Source organism: Thioalkalivibrio sp. XN8, from assembly GCF_011058255.1.
Lineage (GTDB): Bacteria > Pseudomonadota > Gammaproteobacteria > Steroidobacterales > XN24 > XN24.
Window position 1 is genome coordinate 14,933 of sequence record NZ_JAALFH010000067.1, and the last position, 24,395, is coordinate 39,327.

Sequence of the window (24,395 nt, forward strand, 5' to 3'; positions counted from 1 at the left end):
GGCCCCAGGAAGCAAATATGAAACGTACCGGACGGCGTGGCGGCACGCCGACTCGACCCCGCGATGGCAAGCCGGACAGCGAGCGCTACCGCGTCGCCATCCCCTCCCGCGACGAGATCCTGAAAGCGCTCGAGCATGCCGGGCGGCCACTGGAGCCCAAGGCGCTGCACCAGGCACTGGGCATCGAGGACGACGAGGTGCGCAGCGCGCTGGGCAACCGCCTGCGGGCCATGATCCGCGACGGCCAGATCATCGCCAACCGGCGCGGCCACTACTGCCTGGTCGGGCACATCGGCCTGGTCACGGGCGTGGTGACCGGCCACCGGGACGGCTACGGCTTCGTCAGCCCCGACGAGGGCGGCGAGGACATCTATCTCTCGCCGCGCGAGATGCGGGAGGTCATGCACGGCGACAAGGTCGCGGTGCGCATCGCCCGTACCGACGCGCGCGGCCGCGCCGAGGGCAAGCTGGTCGAGGTGCTGGCGCGCAACACCTCCGAGATCGTGGGGCGCTACGTGCGCGAGAGCGGCATCGGCTTCGTCGTACCCGACAACCGGCGCTTCAGCCAGAGCATTGCGGTGCCGCCGCGCCAGGCCAACGGCGCCCAGCCCGGCGACATCGTGGTGGTGGAGCTGACCGACCCGCCGAGCCGGGACACCCAGCCGGTCGGGCGGGTGATCGAGAACCTCGGCGAGGCCGGCGGGCCGGGGATGGAAACCGAGATCGCCATGCGCGCCCATGGCCTGCCGTTCCGCTGGCCCGAGGAGGCGCTGGCGGAGGCTGGGGGCTGGGGCGACCGCGTGCGCCCCTCCGCCAAGCGCGGCCGCCTGGACCTGCGTGAAGTGCCGCTGGTCACCATCGACGGGGCGGACGCCAAGGACTTCGACGACGCGGTCTGGTGCGAGCGCGACGGCCGGGGCTGGCGGCTGCTGGTCGCCATTGCGGACGTCTCGCACTATGTGGCGGTCGACGGGGCGCTGGACACCGAGGCCCGCGAGCGCGGCACCTCGGTCTACTTCCCGCGCAAGGTCATCCCGATGCTGCCGGAAAGCCTCTCCAACGGGCTGTGCTCGCTGAACCCGGGCGTCGACCGGCTCTGCATGGTCTGCGAGATGCAGGTCGGGCCCACGGGCAAGGTCCGCGCCGCGACCTTCCACGAAGGCCTGATGCGCTCGCATGCCCGCCTGACCTACGACGAGGTCGCCGGCATCCTGGTCGAGGGCGACCCGGGCCTGCGGCGGCGGCACGAGAAGCTGCTGCCGCACCTGGAGGCCCTGCACGACCTGTGGCGGGCCCTGCACCGGGCCCGGGGCCGGCGCGGCGCGGTCGATTTCGACCTCCCCGAGGTGGTGCTGCGCTTCGACCCGAAGGGGCACATCGCGCGCATCGAGCCGCGCCATCGCAACGATGCCCACCGCATCATCGAGGAATGCATGATCGCCGCCAACGTGGAGGCGGCCCGGTTCCTCGAGAAGCACAAGATCCCGACCCTCTACCGGGTACATGCGCCGCCGGAGGAGGACCGCCTCGCCGCCCTGCGCGAGTTCCTCGGGGCCTTCGGCCTCAAGCTCCCGACCCGGGAGCGCCTTGAACCGAAGCACTTCTCCGAGCTGGTCGGGCAGGTCGCCGGGCGCCCCGACGCCGACCTGATCGAGACGGTGATCCTCCGGGCCATGAGCCAGGCGGTCTACCAGCCGGAGAACATTGGCCATTTCGGGCTGGCGCTGGAGCGTTACGCGCATTTCACCTCCCCGATCCGGCGCTACCCGGACCTGCTGGTCCATCGCGCGATCCGTCACCTGCTCCGCGGCGGCAAGCCGCAGGACTTCACCCACGGCCGGCGCGAGATGGAGGGCTTCGGCCGCCACTGCTCCATGACCGAACGCCGCGCCGACGAGGCCACCCGCGACGCCATGGACTGGCTGAAGTGCGAGTTCATGCAGGACCGCATCGGCGAGGAGTTCGACGCCGTGGTCACCGGCGTGGTCGATTTCGGGCTGTTCGTGCAGATTCCCGAATACCAGATCGACGGCCTGGTCCACGTCAGCTCGCTGGGCGGCGACTACTACCAGCGCGACGCGGTTCACCAGCGCCTGGTCGGCGAGCACACCGGCCGGGTATTCCGGCTCAGCGACCGGCTGCCGGTGCGCCTGATCCGGGTCAGCATGGACGACCGCAAGATCGACTTCGAGCTGGTCGAGCAGGCGCGGCCGGAACGCGGCGTCAAGGGCGGGCGCAAGCGGGGCGGCCGGGGCGGCGGCAAGGGCGGCAGGCATTGAGCACACGCGAGCTGGCCTGGGGCCTGCACCCCGTTCGCGAGGCGCTGCAGCGGGCGCCGGAGCGCGTGCTGGAGCTTTGGACCCAGGCCGGCCGGAGCGACGACCGGATGAGCGAGATCCTCGCGCTGGCCGGGGCCGAGGGCATCAAGTGCCAGGCGGTGCGGCGCGAGACGCTGGACGGGATGGCCGGCGGCGGGGCCCACCAGGGCGTCGTGGCGCGGCTGGCGCCGGTCGCGGCGCTGGACGAGAACGACCTCTACGAACTGCTGGACCGGCTGCAGTCCCCAGCGTTCCTGCTGGTGCTGGACGGGGTGCAGGACCCGCACAACCTCGGCGCCTGCCTGCGCACCGCCGATGCGGCCGGCGTGCATGCCGTCATCATCCCGAAGGATCGCGCGGCGGGCCTGACGCCGGCGGCGCGCAAGGCAGCCGCCGGCGCCGCCGAGACCGTGCCGCTGGTCCAGGTGGTCAACCTGGCGCGTTGCCTGCGGGGCCTGAAGGACCGGGGCATCTGGCTGGCCGGGGCCGAGGCCGGCGGCGAGTCGGCCCTCCAGGCCGACCTGGCCGGTCCGCTGGCCCTGGTGCTCGGAGCGGAGGGCGGCGGGCTGCGGCGCCTGACGCGGGAGACCTGCGACCTGCTGGTCAGCCTGCCGATGAAGGGTGCCGTGGAGAGCCTCAACGTCTCGGTGGCCGCCGGGGTGCTGCTCTACCTGGCGCTTGCGCAGAGGGGCGGCTAGCCGTTATCCTGCACGGCTTCGCGCCGGCATCGGGCCGGCGTGATTTCCCTGCCACACCGCCATGCCGGGCGGGTGGCTGCAACAACCCGAAGGGAGACAACATGCGGCACTACGAGATCGTGTTCCTGGTCCATCCGGACCAGAGCGAGCAGGTCCCCGCCATGATCGAACGCTATCGCGGGATGATCGAGGGCGAGGGCGGCACCATTCATCGCCAGGAAGACTGGGGCCGGCGCCAGCTCGCCTTCCCCATCCAGAAGGTCCACAAGGCCCATTACGTGCTGCTGAACATCGAGTGCAGCAAGCCGACGCTGGACGAACTGACCGGCGCTTTCCGCTTCAATGACGCCGTCCTGCGTCACATGGTCATTGCCCGCGACGAGGCCGTCACCGAGCCTTCGCCCATGGCGAAGCCGGAGGAAGAGCGGGGCGAGGGCCGTCGGCGCAGCCACGACGACGACGACGACAGCGATGACGACGACGATTCGTCGGATGATTGAGGAGGAGTAGCAGCAGATGGCTCGATTCACTCGCAGGAGAAAGTTCTGCCGCTTCACGGCAGACCAGGTGACCGAGATCGACTACAAGGATCTCGCCACGCTGAAGGCCTACGTGACCGAGACCGGGAAGATCGTCCCGAGCCGGATCACGGGCACCCGGTCGAACTACCAGCGCCAGCTCGCGGTCGCCGTCAAGCGCGCCCGTTACCTGGCGCTGCTGCCCTACACCGACCGTCACTGACGGTCGGCGCCGCCCGGGCCGCCACGCGCGCCCGGGAGGTGCGGCATGCTGGAGTTCGCCCGCTGGATCACCGAGCGCGAGTACCGGGCCGCCCTGATGGCGGCCGGGCTGGCGCTGCTGCCGATGCTGGCGCCGCTGAGCTGCGCGGTGCTCGCCCTGGCCGCGCTGCAGCACGGCGTGGGCCGGGGCTGGCGCGCGGCGGCCGGCGCCGGCGTACTGCTGGCGGGGGTGGGCTGGGCCGCAGGGATGCATCCGGTGGCGATGGTGATTTCGGCTGTCACCCTCTGGGCGCCGACCCTGGCGGTGACGCAGCTCCTGATGAGCAGCGGTTCACTCTCCACGGCGGCGCGCCTGGCCACGATCGGGGCGCTGGTGCTGGCCGGCGGCTGGGCCATGGCGGCCCCCGTCCAGGGCGAGCCATGGCGGACGCTGGTGGACCAGATGGTCGTCCCGCTGGCGGCGCAGACGGGCACGGACGCCGGGCTGCTGGCGGAGCGGCTGCTGGCCCTGATGCCGGGCATCATCGCGGCCTCGCTGCTGCTGGTGTCCCTGGGCGGGCTGTTTATCGCCATGTGGCTGCATGCCGGCCTGGCGCGCCCCGGCGCGTTCGGCGAGGCCTTCCGGGAGTTGCAGCTGGGCCCGGTGGTCGGCGGCGTGGGGGCGGTGGCGATAGTGACCGGCCTCGCGGGCGGGCCCGCGGCTGGGGCGGCCATGGCCCTGCCGGCGGGCATGGCCCTGATGCTCCAGGGCATCGCGGTGATGCACGCCATGGTGCGGCTCCGCAACCGGGGCCGGGGCTGGTTGATCGGCGGCTGGCTGGCCCTGGTGCTGCTGTCGCCGTGGGCGATGATGGCGTTTGCGTTTTACGGTTTGCTGGACACGTTCCTGGATACGCGGCGGAGGGCCGCCGGCAGGATGTAACACAAGAGGATTGAGACGATGGAAGTGATTCTGCTGGACAAGGTCGAGAACCTGGGCGGCATCGGCGACAAGGTCAAGGTCAAGGCCGGTTACGCGCGCAACTACCTGCTGCCGCAGGGGAAGGCCGCACGCGCGACCCCCGAGAACATCGCCGAGTTCGAGGCCCGGCGGGCGGAGCTCGAGGCCAAGGCCGCGGGCGTGATCGCCGAGGCGAAGGCGCGGGCGGAGAAGATCGAGGGGCTGAAGCTGACGATCACCGCCAAGGCAGGTTCCGAAGGCAAGCTGTTCGGCTCCGTGGGCCCGGTGGACATCTGCGAGGCGGCCGAGGCCGCCGGGGTGACCATCGAGCGCAGCGAGGTCCGGCTGGCCGAGGGGCCCCTGCGGACGGTGGGTGAGCACGAGGTCGAAGTGCACCTGCACTCGGAGGTCTCGCTGCCCATCACCGTCGTCGTCGAAGGCGAAGAATAAGGCGCGGCGGGCCGCGGCTTTGGTCGCGGCCCGCCTGTGATAATGTGACAGGCTCCCGTCCACGGGCGAGGTTGTACCCCATTGGCAGGCAGTCCTGAAGCAGTTTTCCCGGTGCGCAGTACCGAGGCGCTCCGCACGCCGCCGCACTCGGTCGAGGCCGAGCAGTCGGTGCTCGGCGGGCTGATGCTGGACAACAGCGCCTGGGACACCATCGCCGATGCCGTGTCGGCGGGCGATTTCTACCGTCGCGACCACAAGCTCGTCTTCACGGCGATCGGCGAGCTGGCCGAACGCGGAGAGCCCTGCGACGCAGTGACGGTGTCGGAGCTGCTGGACCGCAAGGGCGAGCTCGAGGATGCGGGCGGCCTGGCTTATCTCGGCCAGCTGGCGCGAGAGACGCCCAGCGCCGCCAACATCCGGGCCTACGCGGCGATCGTGCGCGAGCGCGCCATGCTCCGCGAGTTGATCCGCATCGGTGGCGAGATCGCCTCCAGCGCCTACCAGCCGGACGGGCGGGATGCCAGCCAGCTGGTCGACGAGGCCGAGCGCCGGGTGTTCGAGATTGCCGAGCAGGGCAAGCGCCGGGGCGCCGGGTTCCAGCACCTCAAGCGCATCCTGGGCAAGACCATCGACCGCCTCGACGAACTGCAGAAGAACGAGGGCGATGTCACGGGCCTCGCCACGGGCTTCAAGGACATCGACACCATGACGGCGGGCCTGCAGCCGGGCGACCTGGTGATCATCGCGGGCCGCCCGTCCATGGGCAAGACCAGCTTCGCGATGAACATGGCGGAGCATGCCGCCATCGGCATGGAGAAGTCGGTCGCCATCTTCAGCATGGAGATGTCGGCCGAGCAGCTGTCGTTCCGCATGATCTCCTCGCTGGGCCGCGTCAACCAGTCCAACCTGCGGCGCGGCAAGTTTTCCGACGAGGACTGGAGCCGCATCAACTCGGCGGTCTCGGTCATGTCCCGGGCCAGGGTGTTCATCGACGACACCCCGGCCCTGAACCCGACCGAGTTGCGGGCCCGGGCGCGGCGCCTGAAGCGGGAGCATGGCCTCGACCTGATCGTGGTGGACTACCTGCAGCTGATGCAGGTGACCGGCACGGCCGAGAACCGCGCTACCGAGATCTCGGAGATCTCCCGCTCGCTCAAGGCGCTCGCACGCGAGCTCGAAGTGCCGGTGATCACGCTCTCCCAGCTCAACCGCAGCGTCGAGCAGCGCACGGACAAGCGGCCGGTGATGTCCGACCTGCGCGAATCGGGCGCCATCGAGCAGGACGCTGACCTGATCGCCTTCATCTTCCGGGAGGAGGTCTACAACAAGGACTCGAACCGGAAGGGCATCGCGGACATCATCATCGCCAAGCAGCGCAACGGCCCGATCGGGGACGTGCAGCTGACCTTCCTCGGCGAATACACCAAGTTCGAGAACTACCTGCCCGATGCCTACGGCAGTTCCCCCTTCGGCTGAGCCCCGGCCGGCGGACCCTTCCCCGCGTCGTGCCGCCCGCGCCACGGTGTCCGCGGCCGCGTTGCAGCACAACCTGCGCCGGGTCCGCGAGCTGGCGCCCGGCGCCCGCGTGCTGGCGGTGATCAAGGCCAACGGCTACGGCCACGGGCTGGTCGGGACGGCCCGCGCCCTCAGGGCGGCCGACGCCTTCGCGGTGGCGCGCATGGAAGAAGCCGTGGCCTTGCGCGAGGCCGCTCTCGAGCAGCCCGTGGTCCTGCTCGAGGGCGTGCTGGACGCCCAGCAGCTGCCGCTGGCCTCCGCGCTCGGCCTGGAGGTCGTGGTGCACTCGCCGGAGCAGCTGGCAATGCTGGAGGCCGCCAGCCTCGCGCGGCCGGTGCAGGCCTGGCTCAAGATCGATACCGGCATGAACCGCCTGGGATTCCCGCCCGAGGCGGCCCGCGACGCGGCTGCCCGCCTCGGGCGCTGCGGCAACATCCTGCCCGCCCCCCGGCTCATGACCCACCTGGCCTGCGCCGACGAGCGCGACGATGCAGTCACCGGCCGCCAGCTGGAGCGCTTTGCCGCGGCCCTGGGCGACCTGCCCGGCGAGCGCAGCGTGGCCAATTCCGCCGCGACCCTGTGGCGCCCGGACAGCCACGCCGACTGGGTCCGCCCCGGCATCATGCTCTACGGCGTGTCTCCCTTCGCCGACCGCACCGGTCCCGAGCTGGGGCTGCAGCCGGCGATGGAGTTGCTGAGCACGGTGATCGCGCTGCGAACGGTGCGCCGCGGCGAGCGGGTCGGCTATGGCGGCGTGTGGACGGCGCGGGAGGATACCCGCCTGGCGATCGCGGCCATCGGCTACGGCGACGGCTACAGCCGGCACCTGGGCAGCGGCACGCCCGTGCTGGTGCGCGGCCAGCGCGCGCCGCTGGCGGGGCGGATTTCCATGGACATGATCGCAATCGACGTCACCCGGGTACCGGACGTCGAGGTCGGCGACGAAGTCATCCTGTGGGGTGCGGGCCTGGCGGTCGAGGAACTCGCGCGCCTGGCGGGGACGATCCCCTACGAGCTGCTCTGCGGGGTGACGCAGCGGGTCGGCGTGACCATGCGCTGAGGCCCGGCGGCCCCGGCCGCGGCTTCAGCCGGTGAAGAAGCCCATCTTGACGCCCGCCACCTCGAGCACGTCGTTGTCGTGCAGGGGCTGTGCGCTGCCGGCCAGCGGTTCCCCGTTCACCATGGGCAGGCCCTTGCCGCTGCCGCGCTGCATGTTCACGATCGTGTAACTCTCGCCGCGGCGCGTCACCGCCACGACCTGGATGCCCGGGCGGCCCAGCGTGGTGAGCGGCTTCTTCAGTTCGAGTTCCCGGCCGGCGAAGGGCCCGGTGAGGATCTGCAGCCGGGCGGGAGGCGCCTGCAGGAGCTGCGCGGCCCCGGGCGAGGCGGCGGCGCCGGGACGCTCGGGCGGCGGCTCGGCGATGCGGTCGAAGCGCAGCTCCTCGCGCGACAGCACCAGCGTCTTCTCGACCTCGTCGACGTCGTCGTGCTCGTTGTCGATGAAGTTCAGCTGGTGGTGGCCGACCGTGACGGAGTCGCCGTGCTGCAGGGCGTGCTTCTTGATCAGCCGGCCGTTGACGTAGGTGCCGTTGGTGCTGTTCAGGTCTTCGAGAAAGGAGTCGTTGAGGATGTTGATGATCAGCGCGTGGTGGCCGCTGACCGCCGGGTTGTCGATCCGGATGTCGTTGTCGGGCAGCCGCCCCACGGTGTAGCGCTCCTTGCTGAGGTTGTACTCGGCGAGGGTCTGGCCATTCAGGCTGAGGATCATCCGGGCCATCGCAACTCCGACCTTGCTGCTGTGCTAACTGAACCAGCCCCTGAGGCGGCTGACGATACCATGCGACTCGGCGAACGACTCGATCACCTGTGCCAGGCAGACCGAGATGTTGTCGCGGCCGCCGTTGGTGTTCGCCAGCTGGATCAGCTGGTCGCCGCCGGTCTTGAGGTTAGCACTAAAGGTGCTGAGGGTTAAGTGAATATCCTCTTCCTCGACCATGTCCGACAGCCCGTCGGAGCAGAGCATGTAGATGTCGTCCTTCTTGACCGTGTCTTCCTGGATCTCCACTTCGACGGCAGGCTCCACGCCCAGCGCCCGGGTGACGTAGTTGCGGTTGGCCGAGCGCATCGCCTCCTGCTGGGAGAAATAGCCGCGGTCCACGAGCTCCTGCATCAGGGAGTGATCCAGCGTCAGCTGCTCGAAACGGTTCTTGCGCAGGCGGTAGACGCGCGAGTCGCCGACATGGGCGATCGAGACACGGTCGTCATGGAACAGGCAGGCGACCATGGTGGTGCCCATGCCCCGGCACTGGGGCTGGGTCTGCGCCGTTTGCCAGATGATCTTGTTGGCCCGGATCACGGCGTTGCGCAAAACGATGCTCTGCCGCATCAGGCCGCTGGTCTCGTCGATGTCGCTGCGGGTCTCGCGCTCCACGCCGGCGCGCACCATGTCCGTGACCGTCTTGATCGCGAGCTCGGCGGCCACTTCGCCGGCGTTGTAACCCCCCATGCCGTCGGCCAGCAGCACCAGGCCGAGGTCCAGGTCACCGTACACGGCGTCCTCGTTGTGGTCGCGGACCTGTCCGGTGTGGGTGAACTCGAAGTAGCGGATCTTGTCCTGAAGGCTCATCGGGGGTCCGTGACGATGCTGTTCCTGGCCTGAACGGGCGCCGTGCCGGCACGGCTCGACGGACCCCCTGCTGGCGGCCCAACGTCTAATTGAACAGCCTAACCTACCTGCGGGACAAGTCCGCGGCTGAGTTCACACTATTGCCGGCGTGTTCTGCGCTTGCGGCCGGCGGCAAGCCCTGTGTAACTTGGCGGCTTGCCGTTGTTGCCGGAGGAGAGATGGCCAAGGCCCGCACGCTGTTCGTCTGCACCGAGTGCGGCGGCTCCAGTCCCAAGTGGGTCGGCCAGTGCCCCGACTGCGGGCGCTGGAACACCCTCGAGGAGACCCTGGAGGCGCCGCGGACGCGGGCGGTCGGCTGGGCCGGCGAGGCCCCGCGCCTGGTCGCCGAGGTCGAGTCCGACTCCGAGGCGCGCTGGCCGACCGGGATCGGCGAACTCGATCGCGTGCTCGGCGGCGGCCTGGTGCCGGGCTCGGTGACCCTGATCGGGGGCGATCCGGGCATCGGCAAGTCGACCCTGCTGCTCCAGGCTGCAGTGCGCCTGGCAGGCTCCCTGCCGGCCCTGTACGTGACCGGCGAGGAGTCGCTGCGCCAGGTCGGGATGCGGGCGCGGCGCATCGGGATGCAGGAGGGGTCGCTCAAGCTGCTGGCCGAAACCAATATCGAGCGCATCCTGGCCCAGGCCGACACCGTGCGCCCGCGGGTCATGGTGGTCGATTCGATCCAGACCATGCACACGGACGCGCTCCAGTCGGCCCCGGGGGCGGTGGCCCAGCTGCGCGAAAGCTCGGCGCGCCTCGTGCGCTATGCCAAGCAGGGCGGCCCGGCCGTATTCCTCGTCGGCCATGTGACCAAGGACGGCGCCATCGCCGGCCCCCGCGTGCTGGAGCACATGGTCGACGCGGTACTGTATTTCGAGAGCGATGTGGGCAGCCGGTTCCGGATCATCAGGGCCGTGAAGAACCGTTTCGGCGCGGCCAACGAGATCGGCGTGTTCGCCATGACGGGGCAGGGGCTGCGCGAGGTCCCGAACCCCTCCTCGATCTTTCTCTCGGGCCACGACGGCGCGGTCTCGGGCAGTGCCATCATGGTGGCGCGGGAGGGCAGCCGGCCCCTGCTGGTGGAGGTCCAGGCGCTGGTCGACGAGAGCCACTCGGGACATCCGCGCCGCGTGTCCGTCGGGCTGGACGCGAATCGGCTGGCCTTGCTGCTGGCCGTGACCCACCGCCATGCCGGCATCGCCATGTACGACCAGGACGTGTTCGTGAACGTGGTGGGCGGGGTGCGCATCGTGGAGACCGCGGCCGACCTGCCGATGGTGCTGGCGGCGCTCGGGAGCCTGCGCGACCGCCCGCTCGAGACGGGCCTGGTGTCTTTCGGCGAGGTGGGGCTGGCGGGCGAAATCCGGCCGGTGCCCTACGGCGAGGAACGGCTGCGGGAGGCCGCCAAGCACGGCTTCCGGCGGGCCATCGTGCCGGCGGCGAATGCGCCGCGCGGCCGGCTGGAAGGGCTCGAGGTGGTGCCCGTGCGCCGCCTCGGCGAGGCGATCGAGGCGGCTTTCGGCTAGACCCTAACCGTCGGTGCCGGCGGGCTGGCCCGGCGGCTGCACCCGCACGGCCCGCACCGCATTGTCTGCGGTCTGGACGATCTCCAGTTCGTAGCCGGCCAGGCGCAGGCGCGCGCCGGCTTCGGGGATCGTTTCGAGCCGCTCCACGATCAGGCCGTTCAGGGTTTTCGGCCCGTCGGTCGGCAGGCGCCAGGCCAGGGTCCGGTTGAGCTCGCGCACGTTGGCGCTGCCGCTGACCATGTAGGTGCCGTCCGGTTCGGCCTGGACCTCGCGGTAGATGTCGGCCGGGTCGGTGGTGAACTCGCCCACGATCTCCTCGAGGATGTCGTCCAGCGTCACCAGGCCCTGGATGTCCCCGTATTCGTCCACGACCAGCGCCAGGCGCCGCTTGGCCCGCTGGAAATTCAGCAGCTGGGTGTGCAACGGCGTACCCTCGGGCACGAAGTACGGTTCCAGGGCCCTGCTCTCGAGATCCTCGCGCGTGAGTTCCTGATCGAGCACGCGGTGAATGATAGTGCGCAGGTGCAGGATTCCGACGACCTGGTCGAGGTCGCCCCGGTAGACCGGCAGCCGCGTGTGGCGGCTCTCCATCAGCTGCTCGAGCAAGTCGTCCCAGTCGTCCTCCAGGTCCAGTCCGTCGATCTCGTTCCGCGGCACCATGATGTCGTCGACGGTGACGTCCTGCAGCTCGAGCACGCTGATCAGCATCCGCTGGTGGCGCTTGGGGATCAGGGCCCCGGCCTCGGCGACCACGGTGCGCAGCTCCTCGTGGGACAGGGCATGGCCCTGGACGTGGGCGGTGCTCACGCCCAGCAGCCGGAGCACGCCGTTGGCCAGCAGGTTGACGATCCAGACCACGGGGTAGGCGATCTTCAGCAGGGGGTAATAGATCAGGGCTGCGGGCAAGGCCAGCCGCTCGGGATGCAGGGCGGCCAGGGTCTTCGGCGCCACCTCGGAAAAGACCAGGATCACCAGGGTCAGGAGCCCGGCGCCGATGGCGATGGCGCCCTCGCCGCCGAGCCGCAGCGCGATGATGGTCACCAGGGACGCGGCGAGGATATTGACCGAATTGTTGCCGATCAGGATCAGCCCGATCAGGCGGTCCGGGCGCTGCAACAGCGCCTCGGCCAGGCGCGCGGCCCGCTGGCCCTGCCGCGCGCGATGACGCAGGCGATAACGATTGATGCTCATCATCGCCGTCTCGGTGCTGGAGAAGAAGGCCGAGAGCAGCAGCAGCAGCGCCAGCAGCGTGAACAGAGTGCCTAGCGGGACTTCGTTCAAGGGGGGTGCGGTCCTCCTAGCCCCACTGTCGGCCGAGGATGTACTCCAGTACGAACCGGCTGCCGAAGTAGGAGAGCGCGAGCAGCCCGTAGCCCGCCAGCACCCAGTGCACCGCCTGGCGCCCGCGCCAGCCCAGGCTGAGCCGGCCGAGCAGCAGGACGGCGAATACGCCCCAGGCCACGACCGACAGCACGGTCTTGTGCAACAGGTGCTGGGCCAGGATGTTCTCCAGGAACATCAGCCCGCTGAACAGGGCGAGGGTCAGGAGGGCGAAGCCCGCAGCCAGCGCGGTGAACAGAGCCGTCTCCAGCGACTCCAGCGGCGGCAGGATGCGCGTCCAGGCCTGCAGGCGGCGCTGGCGCAGGGTGCGCTCGCGATAGAGGAAGAGGATCGCGAGGGCGGCGCCCAGGCTCAGCAGGCTGTAGGCCAGGATCGACAGGGTGACATGGGCGTGGATGCCCCAGTCCGGCGCCGCGCCCCGCGGCGTCACCGGGTCCGGCACCAGCGCGGCCAGGGCGGCCAGGCCGGCCGCCGGCAGCACCACCGCCGCCAGCCCGCGGAACCGCGGCTTGATGGCCGCCAGCAGGGCGAATACCGCCAGCAGCCAGGCCACCAGCGACAGCACGCCGCCCAGGGAAAGGCCGGGGCCGCCGCGCTCGGACACCAGGCCGGCGAGGGCCAGCGAATGGAGGCCCAGGCCGGCGGCGCCGGTCAGCAGGGCGGGACCGACGCGGTCCGGGGTCACGTCTGCCGCGGCGCCGGCGAGCTGCCGGCGCAACAGCAGGCCGCCGGCGGCAAGGTAGAGGAGGAAGGCGATGATCGAGGTCATCCGGGCGCTCGGGAGCCAGTGGAAAACCGCATTCTGACACAGCGCCGCGCCGGGATAGAAACCGGGAAATCCGAAGCCGGCCGCGACAGGTATAATTGCGCGCCCGAGCCAAGTGCAGCCCGTCCCCCATGTTCGAGAACCTGACCGACCGACTGTCCCGCGCCGGCGACGCCCTGAAGGGGCGCGGCCGCATCACCGAGGACAATATCCGCGACACGCTGCGGCAGGTGCGCATGGCCCTGCTGGAGGCCGACGTGGCGCTGCCCGTGGTCAAGGACTTCATCGCGCGCACGCGCGAGCGGGCCCTGGGCGCGGAGGTCGCCAAGAGCCTGACGCCGGGGCAGGCCTTCGTCAAGATCATTCACGACGAGCTGGTGCGCACCATGGGGTCGGCGAACGAGTCGCTGAACCTGCGCGCCCAGCCGCCGGCGGTGGTGATGCTCGCCGGCCTGCAGGGCGCCGGCAAGACGACCACGGCCGCCAAGCTGGCGCGCCGCCTGCGCGAGCGCGACGGCAAGAAGGTGATGGTCGCCAGCGCGGATGTCTACCGCCCGGCCGCCATTCTCCAGCTGGAACGCCTCGCCGACGAGGTCGGCGCGGCGTTTTCCCCGAGCGCGGCCGGCGAAGACCCGGTAGCGATTGCACAGCGCGCCCTCGAGGCCGCGCGGCGCGAGCTGTGCGACGTGCTGATCGTCGACACCGCGGGCCGTTTGCACGTGGACCAGGACATGATGGCCGAGGCACAGCGGATCCAGGCGGCGGTCAGCCCGGTCGAAACGCTCTTCGTGGTCGACAGCATGGCCGGCCAGGACGCGGTCAATGCGGCCCGGGCCTTCGGCGAGGCCCTCGACCTGACCGGGGTCATCGTCACCAAGACCGACGGCGACGCCCGCGGCGGCGTGGCGCTGTCGGTCCGCCAGGTGACCGGCAAGCCGATCAAGTTCCTCGGCGCGGGCGAGAAGACCACCGCGCTCGAGCCCTTCCATCCCGACCGGCTGGCCTCGCGCATCCTCGGCATGGGCGACGTGGTGTCCCTGGTCGAGGAAGTACAGCAGAAGGTCGACCGGGACCAGGCCGACAAGCTGGCGCGCAAGATCTCCAAGGGCAAGGGCTTCACGCTGCAGGACCTCCGCGAGCAGATTCGCCAGATGCAGGACATGGGGGGACTGGCGGGGCTGCTGGACAAGCTGCCGGGGAAGGGCATGCCGGCGAGCGTGGACGCACGGGTCGGGGAGCGGGAGATGCGCCGCCAGGCGGCGGTGATCGACTCGATGACGCCGCGCGAGCGGCGTCATCCGGCGATCATCGACGGTTCGCGCAAGCGCCGCATCGCGGCGGGCGCGGGCGTCCAGGTCCAGGAGGTCAACCGGCTCCTCAAGCAGCACGCCCAGATGCAGAAGATGATGAAGAAGTTCAGCAAGGGCGGGATGACCAAGATGATGCGGGCCATGAAGGGCCGCCTGCCGCCGGGCTTCGGCTGAGAGCCCGGTCTCCGGGCTCTTCCCATCGGACGAATTTCCAGTAGAATAGCGGGTTTACTTGCGGCGGCCCCATGGCGGCCGCGTTGCGGTGCCCGGCCTCCGGCCGGCACGGCGCCCAGCACGAACGAGGAAATCTGGATCCATGGTGACGATTCGTCTGACCCGGGGCGGCGCCAAGAAGCGGCCCTTTTATCACGTGGTGGTGACCGACAGCCGGAACCGCCGCGACGGCCGTTATATCGAGCGGCTCGGCTTCTTCAACCCGATCGCCACCGGCAAGGCCGAAGGGCTGAAGCTGGACCTGGAGCGCGTGCAGTACTGGCTCGGCCAGGGCGCCCAGCCGTCCGAGCGCGTGGCCAAGCTGATCAAGCAAGTCGAGAAGCAGGCGGCCTGAGGCTGCCCGCGGCGCGGCTGCGGGGGGCGGGACGATGAGCGCGGCGCGGCGGGTGATTCTCGGCAAGGTCGGCGCGGTCCACGGCGTGCGTGGCTGGGTGCGGCTCTGGTCGTATACGGACCCGCCCGACAACCTGCTCGAGTACCGCGAGTTCGAGGCGGGCCGGGGCAGTGACTGGAGCCGGCTCGAGCTGGCTGAAGGGCGGCGCCAGGGGCAGGGCCTGGTCGGGCGGTTCACCGGCATCGAGGACCGGGAAGCCGCGGCGGCGCTGGTCGGCACCGAACTGGCGGTGGCGCGGGAGGCCTTGCCGCCGCCGGGAGAAGGCGAGTACTACTGGGCCGACCTGGTCGGGCTCGAGGTGGTGACCCGGGAAGGGACCAGCCTGGGCCGGGTCACGGAGATGATGGCCACCGGCGCCAACGACGTGATGGTCGTGGCCGGAGACCGGGAGCGCCTGCTCCCGTTCCTGCCGGGGCGCTCCGTGGACGAGGTGGACCTGGCCGGCGGCCGTATCGTCGTCGACTGGGATCCGGAGTTTTGAGGACGGCGTCATGCGTTTCGAGGTAGTGACGCTGTTCCCGGAGCTGGTCGCGAGCGTCGGCCGCTGCGGGGTGGTGGGCCGCGCGGTGGAACGCGGGGCGGTGCAGCTGGGGACGACGGACCCGCGGGACTTCGCGGCCGATCCCCATCGGACGGTGGACGACCGGCCCTACGGCGGCGGCCCCGGCATGGTGATGAAGGTCGAGCCCCTGCGGAGCGCGATCCGCGCCGCGCGGGCGCAGCTGCCGCCGGGAAGCCGGACGGTCGTGCTGTCGCCCCAGGGGCGGGTGTTCGACCAGCGGGTGGCGCAAGAGTACGCTGCGCTGCCCGGGCTGCTGCTCGTAGCCGGACGCTACGAGGGTATCGACGAGAGAGTCGTCCGCATGGAGGCGGACGAGACGCTGACGGTCGGCGACTACGTGTTGAGCGGGGGCGAGATCCCCGCGATGCTGGTGGTCGACGTGGTGGCCCGGTTGCTGCCGGGCGTGCTGGGCGACGAGGCCTCCGCGGCGGAGGACTCCTTCAGCGACGGGCTGCTGGACTGCCCGCACTACACGCGGCCGGAGGAGGTCGACGGGCTGCGGGTGCCGGGGGTACTGTTGTCGGGCGACCATGCGGCGATCCGCCGCTGGCGGCTGAAGCAGGCGCTGGGACGGACCTGGCAGCTGCGGCCGGACCTGCTGGCGGGCCGGACGCTGTCGGCAGAAGAGCAGGGATTGCTGGCAGAATACATCGCCGACCGGGCTACGGGCGGCGCGGATTGAACTGGAACTTGACTGGCTTGGGCCTGGGTGCGGGTGACGAAATGAGCAACATCATCGAAGAACTGGAAAAGGAACAGATGCAGCGGGAGATTCCCGACTTCGCCGCCGGCGACACCGTCGTGGTGCAGGTCAAGGTGAAGGAGGGCAACCGCGAGCGCCTGCAGGCCTTCGAAGGCGTGGTGATCGCGCGCCGCAATCGCGGCCTGAACTCTGCCTTCACGGTCCGCAAGATGTCCCACGGCGAGGGGGTGGAACGCGTGTTCCAGACCTACAGCCCGAGCATCGCCGGCATCCAGGTGAAGCGGCGCGGCGACGTGCGCCGGGCGAAGCTGTATTACCTGCGCGAACGGACCGGCAAGGCCGCTCGCATCAAGGAAAAGGTCTGATCCTTGCTGCGGCGTAGCCTCGGCCGGGTGTTCGGCTTCGCGTGGCGGGTCCTGGACGGGATCCGCCGGGGCGTGCACCTGGTCCTGATGCTGCTGGTGCTGGTGGCGCTGGTGGCGATCATTGCGCAGCGCCCCGGCGCGCTGCCGGACAAGTTCGCCCTGGTGCTGAACCCCCAGGGCGTGCTGGTGGAGCAATACGCCGGCGATGCGCTGGAGCGTGCCATGGACGCGGCGCGCGGGCTGGAGTCCAACCAGGTGCTGCTGAGCGAGCTGGTCGAGATGATCGACGCCGCCGCCGAGGACGGGCGCGTCACTGCGATCCACCTCGACCTGGATGGCTTCGAGGGCGGCAGCCTGGACAAGCTGGAGCGCGTCGCGGCGGCCCTGGGACGCGCTCGGGCCGCCGGCAAGCCCGTGATCGCCTCCGGCGCCAGCATCGGCCAGGCCCAGCTCTACCTCGGCGCCCACGCCGACGAGCTCTACCTGGATCCGGCCGGGGACTTGTTCTTCACCGGTTTCGGCTTCTACCGCAATTACTTCCGCAGCGCGCTGGACAAGCTGTCGATCGACTGGCACGTGTTCGCCGCCGGCGAGGCCAAGAGCTTCGGCGATCCCTACGTCCGCGACAGCATGTCCGAGGCGGCGCGGGCCAACCTGCAGCCGATCGCCGACGGGCTGTGGGGCGCGTGGCGCGCGGCGGTGGCGGAAGCGCGCGGCCTGGAGCCGGCCCTGCTGGACGACTACATCGATCGCTTCCTGCCGCGCCTGCGCGCCGCGGACGGGGACATGGCGCGGGCGGCGCTCGACGCCGGCTTGGTGGACGGCGTGCGGACCCTGGCGGAGCTCGAGCAGCAGCTCGCCGAGACCGGGGCCAGAGACAAGGATGGGGATTTTGCCGGGGTCTGGGCCGAGGAATACCAGGCGGCGCGCGAAGTGGCTGCGGCGGCCCGGCCCGGGGACGGGGAAGGCGCGGCGGTCGGGCTGATCGTAGCCCGCGGGAGCATCCTGCCGGGTTACCAGCCGCCTGGCAGCATCGGTGACGCGAGCTTGCGCGAGCTGCTGCGGCAGGCGGCGGAAGACGATGACATCCGGGCGGTGGTGCTGCGGGTCGACAGCGGCGGCGGCAGCGCGCTGGCCTCGGAAGCCATTCTGCGCGAAATGCAGATGGTACGCGACGCCGGCAAGCCGGTGATCGTGTCCATGGGCGGGGTGGCGGCTTCCGGCGGTTACATGATCTCGCTGGCCTCGGACGAGATCTGGGCCCATCCCACCACGGTGACCGGCTCCATCGGCGTGGTCGCCATGTTCCCCAACTTCGGCCGCCTGTTAGACCGCGTCGGGATCGGCGTCGACGGCGTCGGCACCCACGAGGCCAGCGACGCGCTGCGGCTCGATCAGCCGATGAGCGACGAGGTCAAGGTGGTGATCGAGACGCTCGTCGAGGGCGTGTACGACCGCTTCAAGGGCATGGTGGCCGAGCACCGGGAGCTGGAGCCCGAGGCCGTGCAGCGCTGGGCGGAAGGGCGGGTCTGGCTCGGCACCGTGGCGCAGGAGGCCGGCCTCGTGGACCGGCTCGGCAGCCTCGACGATGCCGTCGCAAGCGCGGCCGAGCGCGCCGGGCTGGGGGACGATTACCGGGTCGAGACCATCGAGGCCGAGGTGAGCTTCACCGAGCGGCTGATGGCCGAGCTGCTCTCCCGCGGCGCCCGGGCCGGGCTCATCCGGCTGCCGGGCTCATGGCTGGGGACTGTCCCCAGCGAGATGCGGGGCGTGCTCGGCGAGATCCGCGAGCTGGGCGAATTGTCCGACCCGCGCAACCTCTACTACCACTGCTTCTGCGGCACCTACTGAGCGCCCGCCGGCTGCCGGCGCCCGCGCTCAGGCCCAGTCCAGGATCACCTTGCCCGACTGGCCGGAGCCCATCGTCCGGAACCCTTCCAGGTAGTCGTTCGCCGGGAAGCGGTGGGTGATCACGGGGCTGACGTCCAGGCCGCTCTGCAGCATGCTGGCCATCTTGTACCAGGTCTCGAACATCTCGCGGCCGTAGATGCCCTTGATGGTCAGGCCCTTGAAGATCACCTGGTTCCAGTCGATCGCCATCTCTGCCGGCGGGATGCCCAGCAGCGCCACGCTGCCACCGTGATGCAGTGTCCGCAGCATGTCGCGGAAGGCCTGCGGGTTGCCCGACATCTCCAGCCCCACGTCGAAGCCTTCCTGCATCTCCAGTTCCTGCATCACCTCGTCGAGCGACTGGCGCGTGACGTTCACCGCCCGCGTGGCGCCCATCTGCCGGGCCAGGTCGAGCCGGTAGTCGTTAACGTCCGTGATCACCACGTGGCGCGCGCCCACGTGCCGCGCGATCGCGGCAGCCATGATGCCGATCGGGCCGGCGCCGGTGATCAGCACGTCCTCGCCCACGAGGTCGAAGGACAGGGCCGTGTGCACCGCATTCCCGAGCGGATCCAGGATGGAGGCGACCTCGTCGGTGATCGCGTCCGGCAGCTTGAACACGTTGCTCGCCGGAATGCAAAGGTACTCGGCGAAGCAGCCCTGGCGGTTCACGCCCACGCCGATGGTGTTGCGACAGAGGTGCCTGCGGCCGGCACGGCAGTTGCGGCAGTGGCCGCAGGTCAGGTGACCCTCGCCCGAGACGCGGTCGCCCGGCAGGACCCCCTGCACCTCGCTGCCGATCGCCTCGACGATGCCGACGTACTCGTGGCCGACCGCCATCGGCACCGGGATGGTCTTCGCCGCCCACTCGTCCCACTGGTAGATATGCATGTCGGTACCGCAGATCGCGGTCTTGCGGATCCGGATCAGGACGTCGTTGGGACCGGGTTCCGGCCGGCGGATGTCCTGCATCCAGATCCCGGGTTCGGCCTTGGCCTTGACGAGCGCGCGCATGGGTGACTCCGTGGTGACAGGGGCGTGGCAGTGATATTCGCTGGCGGGGCTTCAGCGGATGACGCCGAGGTCCCGCCCGACCTTTTCGAAGGCGGCGACCGCTTTCTCGAGGTGATGGGTACTGTGGCCGGCCGACATCTGGGTGCGGATGCGGGCCTCGCCGTGCGGCACCACCGGGTAGGAGAAGCCGATCACGTAGACGCCTTCCTCCAGCAAGCGGTCGGCCATCTGGCCGGCGAGCTTCGCGTCGCCGAGCATGACCGGGATGATCGGATGCGAGCCGGGCTTCAGGTTGAAGCCGAGCTGGGTCATCCGCTCGCGAAAGAAATGGGTGTTGTCCCACAGGCGCCGGCGCAGCTCGTTGCCCGACTCGAGCAGGTCGAGGACCCGGATCGAGGTATGGGCGATCACCGGCGCGACGGTGTTCGAGAACAGGTAGGGACGCGAGCGCTGCCGCAGCCACTCGACGATGGGCCCGCGGGCGGCGACGAAGCCGCCCGAAGCCCCGCCCAGGGCCTTGCCCAGCGTGCCGCTGATGATGTCCACGCGGCCGAGCACCCCCTGGCGCTCGTGCGTCCCGCGGCCGGTCGCGCCGAGAAAGCCGGTGGCATGGCAGTCGTCGATCATCACCAGGGCGTCGTGCGCCTCCGCCAGCTCGCAGATGCGGGCAAGGTCGGCAATGGTGCCGTCCATGGAGAAGACGCCGTCGGTCGCGACCAGGCGGACGCGTGCGTCCGCGGCTTCGCGCAGCTTCGCCTCGAGGTCCGCCATGTCATTGTGGCGATAGCGGTAACGGCGCGCCTTGGAAAGCCGGATCCCGTCGATGATGGAGGCGTGGTTCAGCTGGTCGCTGATGACTGCGTCCTCGTCGCCGAGCAGGGTCTCGAACAGGCCGCCGTTGGCGTCGAAACAGGAGGGGTAGAGGATGGTGTCCTCCATGCCGAGGAAAGCGCTGATGCGGCGCTCTAGCTCCTTGTGCGGCGTCTGAGTGCCGCAGATGAAGCGCACCGAGGCCATCCCGTAGCCATAGCGGTCGAGGGCCTCGTGGGCGGCGGCAATCAGCTCCGGGTGGTTGGCCAGGCCGAGATAGTTGTTGGCGCAGAGGTTGATCACTTCCCGCCCGCCGCGGATGTGGACTGCGGCCTGCTGCGGCGAATCGATGACGCGCTCCGACTTGTACAGGCCCTCGGCCTTGAGGTTGGCGAGTTCCTGCTGGAGCCGGTCGAGCAATGCCTGGTTCATCGCGGGTTCCTGCTGCGGCAAAGGCGGCGATTATAGCAAGCCCACCCGCTGCAACCGGAGCCTGCTGCGCGTAAACTGCGCCCATGGGACAGGACGACGTCCGGCTCGACCGCTGGCTCTGGGCCGCCCGCTTTTTCAAGACCAGGGGCCTGGCACAGGCCGCGATCGCCGGTGGCCACGTGCACGTCAACGGCCAGCGCGCCAAGGCGGCGCGGGTCGTGCGGCCGGGTGACCGGCTGGAGATTTCCCGCGGCGAAGAGCGGCTGGAGATCGAGGTGGTGGCGCTGGCGGCACGGCGCGGGCCGGCCAGCGTTGCGCGGGAGCTGTACGCGGAGACCGAGGCCAGCGTCGCCGCCCGGCAGGCGGCGCAGCAATTGCGGCGCGATCTCGCCGGCAACCGGCCGCCGAGCGTGCGGCCCGACAAGCGGTCCCGCCGGCGGCTGATCGACCTGACACGCACGACATGACGCGCCGGCTGCCCTGGCGGGGCGGCGCTCGCAGGACACGGGAGACGAAGACTTGAACGGAACAGAGCAGGTGCAGGGGGAGCTCCTGGGCGGCGTGCCCTTTATCGTCGCCGAGCCGGGCGCCGCCGAGTCGGCGGTCGCCCGGACGGTGAATCCCCGCTATCTCGCCGACGAAACGCCGCTGGTGCGTGAGCTGGCGGACCTGGCGCGGGTGAGCCCCGAGGAAACGGCCGAGATTCGCGCCACTGCCGTTCGCCTGGTCGAGGCGGTGCGGCAGAACCGGCAGCGGGTGAGCGGGCTCGACGCCTTCCTCCAGAAATACGACCTGTCCAGCCAGGAGGGCGTGGTCCTGATGTGCCTCGCCGAGGCGCTGTTGCGCGTGCCGGACAAGGACACCGCGGACCGGCTGATCGCTGACAAGCTGACCTCCGCCGACTGGCGCAGCCACCTCGGCACCAGCGACTCCACTTTCGTCAACGCCTCGACCTGGGGCCTGATGCTCACCGGGCGGATCATCCGCCCGGCCAACCGCGACGTGGAGCAGCCGGGCAAGTTCATGCAACGCCTGGCCAGCCGCCTGGGCGAGCCGGTGGTGCGCGGCGCGATGCGCCAGGCCATGCGCATCATGGGCCACCAGTTCGTCATGGGGCGCACCATCGGCGACGCCCTCAAGCGCGCGTCCGGCGGCGAAGGGGCGGCCTACCGCTACTCCTTCGACATGCTGGGCGAGGCGGCGCTCACTGCCGCCGACAGCCAGCGCTACCTGGAGGCCTACCATGCCGGCATTCGCGCCATCGCGGCCGCGGATCGCAGGCCGGACTCCATCTTCGCCGCCGACAGCATCTCGGTGAAGCTGTCGGCGCTGTTCCCGCGGTACGAGTTCGCCAAGCGCGAGCGCGTGCTCGGGGAGCTCACGCCCCGGATCCTGGAACTGGCGGCCGCGGCACGCCAGGCGGGCGTGGGGCTGACCATCGACGCCGAGGAAGCCGACCGGCTGCAGATTTCGCTGGAGCTGTTCGAGCGCGTGTTCCGCGACCCGGCCCTGGCCGGGTGGGACGGCTTCGGGCTGGCGATCCAGTCCTACCTGAAGCGCGGCCTCGATGCCTGTCGCTGGGTGATCGCACTGGCGGAAGAGGCCGGTCGCTGCATCCCCGTGCGCCTGGTCAAGGGCGCGTACTGGGACGCCGAGATCAAGCGCGCCCAGGAGAACGGGCTGGAAAGCTATCCCGTCTTCACGCGCAAGGTGAACAGCGACGTCTCGTTCCTGGCCTGCGCGCGGGAGCTGCTGGCTGCGCAGGGGCGGGTGTACCCGCAGTTCGCCACCCACAACGCCCACAGCGTGGCCAGCATCATCCGCTTCGCCGGCGAGCACCGGCAGTTCGAGTTCCAGCGCCTGCACGGGATGGGCGAGGAGCTCTATGCCGAGGTCATCGGCCGGGACAAGTTCGACCTGCCGTGTCGCGTGTACGCCCCGGTGGGGAACCATGAGGACCTGTTGCCCTACCTCGTGCGCCGGCTGCTGGAAAACGGTTCCAACACTTCCTTCGTCAACCGCATCGTGGACGAGGAGGCGCCGGTGGAGCAGATCGTCGCCGACCCGGTAGCGACCGTGGATGCCCTCGAGACGATCCCGCACCCGCGGATTCCGTCGCCGCTGGGCATCTTCGGCGACGAGCGGCCGAACTCGCGCGGCATCAACCTCGCGGACCCGGCAGCGCTGCGACCGCTGGCCGACGGCATGGCTCACGCCATGGCCCAGCCGCGCCGGGCGGTGCCGCTGACCGGCGGGCAGCAGCAGTCCCGCGAGCCGCGGCCGGTACGCGACCCGGCCGACAATCGCCGGGTCGTCGGGGAGGTCGTCTGGGCGACGCCCGAACAGGCGCTGGCGGCCCTCGATCAGGCGCACCGCGCCCAGCGGCGCTGGAATGTCGCCGGCGCGGCGGCCCGGGCGACCGTGCTGGAACGCGCCGCGGACCTGTTCGAGGCCCACACCGCCGAGCTGCTCGCGCTGTGCGTCCGCGAGGGCGGCCGCAGCATCCCGGACGCCTTGTCGGAACTGCGCGAGGCGGTCGACTTCCTCCGCTATTACGCCGCGCAGGCGAAGCGCGAATTGGCGACCGCAACCAGGCTGCCGGGCCCGACCGGGGAGAGCAACGAACTCAGCAACCACGGCCGCGGCGTGTTCCTGTGCATCAGCCCGTGGAATTTTCCGCTGGCCATCTTCACCGGGCAGGTCGCCGCCGCCCTGGTGACCGGTAATACCGTGCTGGCCAAGCCGGCTGAGCAGACCCCGCTGGTCGCGTCGGCTGCGGTGCGCTTACTGCATGAGGCCGGCGTGCCGGGCGAAGTCCTGCACCTGCTGCCGGGCAGCGGCCCGGAACTCGGCGCCGCGCTGTTGCCGGATCCCCGGGTCGCGGGGGTCGCCTTCACCGGCTCGACGGACGTGGCACGGCTGATCAACCGCAGCCTGGCGGCCCGCGATGCCGCCATCCCCACGCTGATTGCTGAAACCGGCGGGCAGAATGCGCTGCTGGTCGACAGCTCGGCGCTGCCGGAACAGGTGGTGCTCGATTCGGTGAAATCCGCTTTCAACAGCGCCGGCCAGCGCTGCTCCGCGCTGCGGGTGCTGTACCTGCAGGACGAGGTCGCGGATCGTACCCTGCGGCTGCTGCAGGGGTTCATGCGGGAGCTGAAGATCGGCGATCCCGGGCTGTTGGCCACGGACGTGGGGCCAGTGATCGACGGCGAGGCGCTCGCCACCCTGGAGGCGCATGTCGGGCGCATGGAGCAGGCGGGCCGGATCCTGGCGCGCTGCGACCTGCCGGCACCGGCGGCCCACGGCACCTTCCTCGCCCCGACGGTGGTGCAGCTCGAGAGCATCCGGGACCTGGAGCGGGAGGTGTTCGGTCCCGTGCTGCACGTGGTGCGCTACGCCGCGGCCGACCTCGACCGGGTCATCGAGGACATCAACGGGACCGGCTATGCGCTGACGCTCGGGGTGCACAGCAGGATCGACGCCCGGGCGCGCGAGATCTTCGCCAAGACGCGCGCCGGCAATGTCTACGTCAACCGCAACATGGTGGGCGCGGTGGTCGGCGTGCAGCCCTTCGGCGGCCAGGGCCTCTCCGGCACGGGGCCGAAGGCGGGTGGTCCGGCCTACCTGCATCGCTTCTGCACCGAGCGCACCCTGACCATCAACACCTCGGCGGTCGGCGGCAACGCCAGCCTGCTGTCGCTGGCGGACGGCTGAGGCGC

General features: G+C 70.4%; 23 protein-coding genes. 17 read left to right on the forward strand and 6 right to left on the reverse strand.

Annotation, left to right across the window (positions count from 1 at the left end):
- Positions 1-17: 17 nt before the first annotated feature.
- The 8 genes from rnr to alr all read left to right on the forward strand — a co-directional run bounded on the left by rnr (position 18) and on the right by alr (position 7,721).
- Positions 18-2,279 carry a ribonuclease R gene (gene rnr / locus G6N75_RS12340; RefSeq protein ID WP_165348673.1) on the forward strand — a complete coding sequence of 754 codons (2,262 nt, stop codon included), beginning with the start codon at positions 18-20 and terminating at the stop codon, positions 2,277-2,279.
- Positions 2,276-3,016, forward strand: a complete 741-nt coding sequence (gene rlmB / locus G6N75_RS12345; protein ID WP_165348674.1) for a 23S rRNA (guanosine(2251)-2'-O)-methyltransferase RlmB — start codon at positions 2,276-2,278, stop codon at positions 3,014-3,016. Before rnr ends, rlmB begins: the two co-directional genes overlap by 4 nt.
- A gap of 101 nt (positions 3,017-3,117) precedes the next feature.
- The gene (gene rpsF / locus G6N75_RS12350; protein ID WP_165348675.1) at positions 3,118-3,516 is read left to right on the forward strand and encodes a 30S ribosomal protein S6; all 399 of its coding nucleotides are present in this window, start codon (positions 3,118-3,120) and stop codon (positions 3,514-3,516) included.
- A gap of 16 nt (positions 3,517-3,532) precedes the next feature.
- Positions 3,533-3,757, forward strand: coding sequence for a 30S ribosomal protein S18 (gene rpsR / locus G6N75_RS12355; RefSeq protein WP_165348676.1), 225 nt, complete (start codon positions 3,533-3,535; stop codon positions 3,755-3,757).
- Between the two features lie 45 nt (positions 3,758-3,802).
- Positions 3,803-4,678: a hypothetical protein gene (locus G6N75_RS12360; protein WP_165348677.1), complete on the forward strand. Its 876-nt coding sequence runs from the start codon at positions 3,803-3,805 to the stop codon at positions 4,676-4,678.
- A gap of 18 nt (positions 4,679-4,696) precedes the next feature.
- Entirely contained in the window at positions 4,697-5,146 is a 450-nt protein-coding gene (rplI, locus tag G6N75_RS12365; RefSeq protein WP_165348678.1) for a 50S ribosomal protein L9, read from the forward strand.
- A 111-nt stretch (positions 5,147-5,257) separates the two neighbouring features.
- Positions 5,258-6,622 (forward strand): replicative DNA helicase, encoded by a 1,365-nt coding sequence (dnaB, locus tag G6N75_RS12370; RefSeq protein WP_165348679.1) that lies wholly within the window; start codon positions 5,258-5,260, stop codon positions 6,620-6,622.
- On the forward strand, positions 6,594-7,721 hold the full coding sequence (alr, locus tag G6N75_RS12375) for an alanine racemase (protein ID WP_165348680.1): 1,128 nt from the start codon (positions 6,594-6,596) through the stop codon (positions 7,719-7,721). The genes dnaB and alr overlap by 29 nt, the downstream gene beginning before the upstream one ends.
- A gap of 24 nt (positions 7,722-7,745) precedes the next feature.
- Here alr and G6N75_RS12380 read toward each other — a convergent pair whose 3' ends face one another.
- A complete protein-coding gene (locus tag G6N75_RS12380; protein ID WP_165348681.1) occupies positions 7,746-8,438 on the reverse strand; it encodes an FHA domain-containing protein in 693 nt (230 codons plus the stop codon).
- A gap of 24 nt (positions 8,439-8,462) precedes the next feature.
- Positions 8,463-9,287 carry a Stp1/IreP family PP2C-type Ser/Thr phosphatase gene (locus G6N75_RS12385; protein WP_165348682.1) on the reverse strand — a complete coding sequence of 275 codons (825 nt, stop codon included), beginning with the start codon at positions 9,285-9,287 and terminating at the stop codon, positions 8,463-8,465.
- A gap of 218 nt (positions 9,288-9,505) precedes the next feature.
- On the opposite strand from G6N75_RS12385, the gene radA reads away from it, so the two are divergent.
- Positions 9,506-10,852 carry a DNA repair protein RadA gene (gene radA / locus G6N75_RS12390; protein ID WP_165348683.1) on the forward strand — a complete coding sequence of 449 codons (1,347 nt, stop codon included), beginning with the start codon at positions 9,506-9,508 and terminating at the stop codon, positions 10,850-10,852.
- A 3-nt stretch (positions 10,853-10,855) separates the two neighbouring features.
- Here the strand turns inward: radA and G6N75_RS12395 are convergent, their stop codons facing one another.
- Both G6N75_RS12395 and ccsA read right to left on the reverse strand, forming a co-directional pair.
- Complete coding sequence (locus tag G6N75_RS12395) at positions 10,856-12,133, reverse strand: HlyC/CorC family transporter (RefSeq protein WP_165348684.1); 1,278 nt, start codon at positions 12,131-12,133, stop codon at positions 10,856-10,858.
- Between the two features lie 16 nt (positions 12,134-12,149).
- Positions 12,150-12,962 (reverse strand): cytochrome c biogenesis protein CcsA, encoded by an 813-nt coding sequence (ccsA, locus tag G6N75_RS12400; RefSeq protein ID WP_165348685.1) that lies wholly within the window; start codon positions 12,960-12,962, stop codon positions 12,150-12,152.
- A gap of 128 nt (positions 12,963-13,090) precedes the next feature.
- Here ccsA and ffh point away from each other — a divergent pair, with 128 nt between their 5' ends.
- The 6 genes from ffh to sppA all read left to right on the forward strand — a co-directional run bounded on the left by ffh (position 13,091) and on the right by sppA (position 18,378).
- The gene (gene ffh / locus G6N75_RS12405) at positions 13,091-14,443 is read left to right on the forward strand and encodes a signal recognition particle protein (protein WP_165348686.1); all 1,353 of its coding nucleotides are present in this window, start codon (positions 13,091-13,093) and stop codon (positions 14,441-14,443) included.
- A 142-nt stretch (positions 14,444-14,585) separates the two neighbouring features.
- Complete coding sequence (gene rpsP, locus G6N75_RS12410) at positions 14,586-14,837, forward strand: 30S ribosomal protein S16 (protein WP_165348687.1); 252 nt, start codon at positions 14,586-14,588, stop codon at positions 14,835-14,837.
- 34 nt (positions 14,838-14,871) lie between these two features.
- Positions 14,872-15,378 (forward strand): ribosome maturation factor RimM, encoded by a 507-nt coding sequence (gene rimM, locus G6N75_RS12415; protein WP_165348688.1) that lies wholly within the window; start codon positions 14,872-14,874, stop codon positions 15,376-15,378.
- Between the two features lie 10 nt (positions 15,379-15,388).
- Positions 15,389-16,141 (forward strand): tRNA (guanosine(37)-N1)-methyltransferase TrmD, encoded by a 753-nt coding sequence (trmD, locus tag G6N75_RS12420; RefSeq protein ID WP_165348689.1) that lies wholly within the window; start codon positions 15,389-15,391, stop codon positions 16,139-16,141.
- 41 nt (positions 16,142-16,182) lie between these two features.
- Positions 16,183-16,527: a 50S ribosomal protein L19 gene (rplS, locus tag G6N75_RS12425; RefSeq protein ID WP_165348690.1), complete on the forward strand. Its 345-nt coding sequence runs from the start codon at positions 16,183-16,185 to the stop codon at positions 16,525-16,527.
- Positions 16,528-16,530: 3 nt separating this feature from the next.
- Positions 16,531-18,378: a signal peptide peptidase SppA gene (sppA, locus tag G6N75_RS12430; protein ID WP_165348691.1), complete on the forward strand. Its 1,848-nt coding sequence runs from the start codon at positions 16,531-16,533 to the stop codon at positions 18,376-18,378.
- Between the two features lie 27 nt (positions 18,379-18,405).
- On the opposite strand, the gene tdh is transcribed toward sppA, so the two are convergent.
- Both tdh and G6N75_RS12440 read right to left on the reverse strand, forming a co-directional pair.
- Positions 18,406-19,431, reverse strand: coding sequence for an L-threonine 3-dehydrogenase (tdh, locus tag G6N75_RS12435; protein WP_165348692.1), 1,026 nt, complete (start codon positions 19,429-19,431; stop codon positions 18,406-18,408).
- Positions 19,432-19,482: 51 nt separating this feature from the next.
- On the reverse strand, positions 19,483-20,673 hold the full coding sequence (locus G6N75_RS12440) for a glycine C-acetyltransferase (protein WP_165348693.1): 1,191 nt from the start codon (positions 20,671-20,673) through the stop codon (positions 19,483-19,485).
- Between the two features lie 83 nt (positions 20,674-20,756).
- On the opposite strand from G6N75_RS12440, the gene G6N75_RS12445 reads away from it, so the two are divergent.
- Both G6N75_RS12445 and putA read left to right on the forward strand, forming a co-directional pair.
- Complete coding sequence (locus G6N75_RS12445; protein ID WP_165348694.1) at positions 20,757-21,140, forward strand: RNA-binding S4 domain-containing protein; 384 nt, start codon at positions 20,757-20,759, stop codon at positions 21,138-21,140.
- 52 nt (positions 21,141-21,192) lie between these two features.
- The gene (gene putA / locus G6N75_RS12450; protein ID WP_240901127.1) at positions 21,193-24,390 is read left to right on the forward strand and encodes a bifunctional proline dehydrogenase/L-glutamate gamma-semialdehyde dehydrogenase PutA; all 3,198 of its coding nucleotides are present in this window, start codon (positions 21,193-21,195) and stop codon (positions 24,388-24,390) included.
- Positions 24,391-24,395 lie beyond the last annotated feature (5 nt).

What these genes read in the sequence shown, in the direction of transcription:
- ccsA (WP_165348685.1), bottom strand. Translation starts at nt 12,962, where the DNA reads ATGACCTCGATCATCGCCTTCCTCCTCTACCTTGCCGCCGGCGGCCTG.
- ffh (WP_165348686.1), top strand. Translation starts at nt 13,091, where the DNA reads ATGTTCGAGAACCTGACCGACCGACTGTCCCGCGCCGGCGACGCCCTG.
- tdh (WP_165348692.1), bottom strand. Translation starts at nt 19,431, where the DNA reads ATGCGCGCGCTCGTCAAGGCCAAGGCCGAACCCGGGATCTGGATGCAG.
- radA (WP_165348683.1), top strand. Translation starts at nt 9,506, where the DNA reads ATGGCCAAGGCCCGCACGCTGTTCGTCTGCACCGAGTGCGGCGGCTCC.
- rpsP (WP_165348687.1), top strand. Translation starts at nt 14,586, where the DNA reads ATGGTGACGATTCGTCTGACCCGGGGCGGCGCCAAGAAGCGGCCCTTT.
- G6N75_RS12380 (WP_165348681.1), bottom strand. Translation starts at nt 8,438, where the DNA reads ATGGCCCGGATGATCCTCAGCCTGAATGGCCAGACCCTCGCCGAGTAC.
- G6N75_RS12385 (WP_165348682.1), bottom strand. Translation starts at nt 9,287, where the DNA reads ATGAGCCTTCAGGACAAGATCCGCTACTTCGAGTTCACCCACACCGGA.
- G6N75_RS12360 (WP_165348677.1), top strand. Translation starts at nt 3,803, where the DNA reads ATGCTGGAGTTCGCCCGCTGGATCACCGAGCGCGAGTACCGGGCCGCC.
- rplS (WP_165348690.1), top strand. Translation starts at nt 16,183, where the DNA reads ATGAGCAACATCATCGAAGAACTGGAAAAGGAACAGATGCAGCGGGAG.
- rnr (WP_165348673.1), top strand. Translation starts at nt 18, where the DNA reads ATGAAACGTACCGGACGGCGTGGCGGCACGCCGACTCGACCCCGCGAT.
- G6N75_RS12445 (WP_165348694.1), top strand. Translation starts at nt 20,757, where the DNA reads ATGGGACAGGACGACGTCCGGCTCGACCGCTGGCTCTGGGCCGCCCGC.
- rpsR (WP_165348676.1), top strand. Translation starts at nt 3,533, where the DNA reads ATGGCTCGATTCACTCGCAGGAGAAAGTTCTGCCGCTTCACGGCAGAC.
- rplI (WP_165348678.1), top strand. Translation starts at nt 4,697, where the DNA reads ATGGAAGTGATTCTGCTGGACAAGGTCGAGAACCTGGGCGGCATCGGC.
- G6N75_RS12440 (WP_165348693.1), bottom strand. Translation starts at nt 20,673, where the DNA reads ATGAACCAGGCATTGCTCGACCGGCTCCAGCAGGAACTCGCCAACCTC.
- rimM (WP_165348688.1), top strand. Translation starts at nt 14,872, where the DNA reads ATGAGCGCGGCGCGGCGGGTGATTCTCGGCAAGGTCGGCGCGGTCCAC.
- trmD (WP_165348689.1), top strand. Translation starts at nt 15,389, where the DNA reads ATGCGTTTCGAGGTAGTGACGCTGTTCCCGGAGCTGGTCGCGAGCGTC.
- rpsF (WP_165348675.1), top strand. Translation starts at nt 3,118, where the DNA reads ATGCGGCACTACGAGATCGTGTTCCTGGTCCATCCGGACCAGAGCGAG.
- alr (WP_165348680.1), top strand. Translation starts at nt 6,594, where the DNA reads ATGCCTACGGCAGTTCCCCCTTCGGCTGAGCCCCGGCCGGCGGACCCT.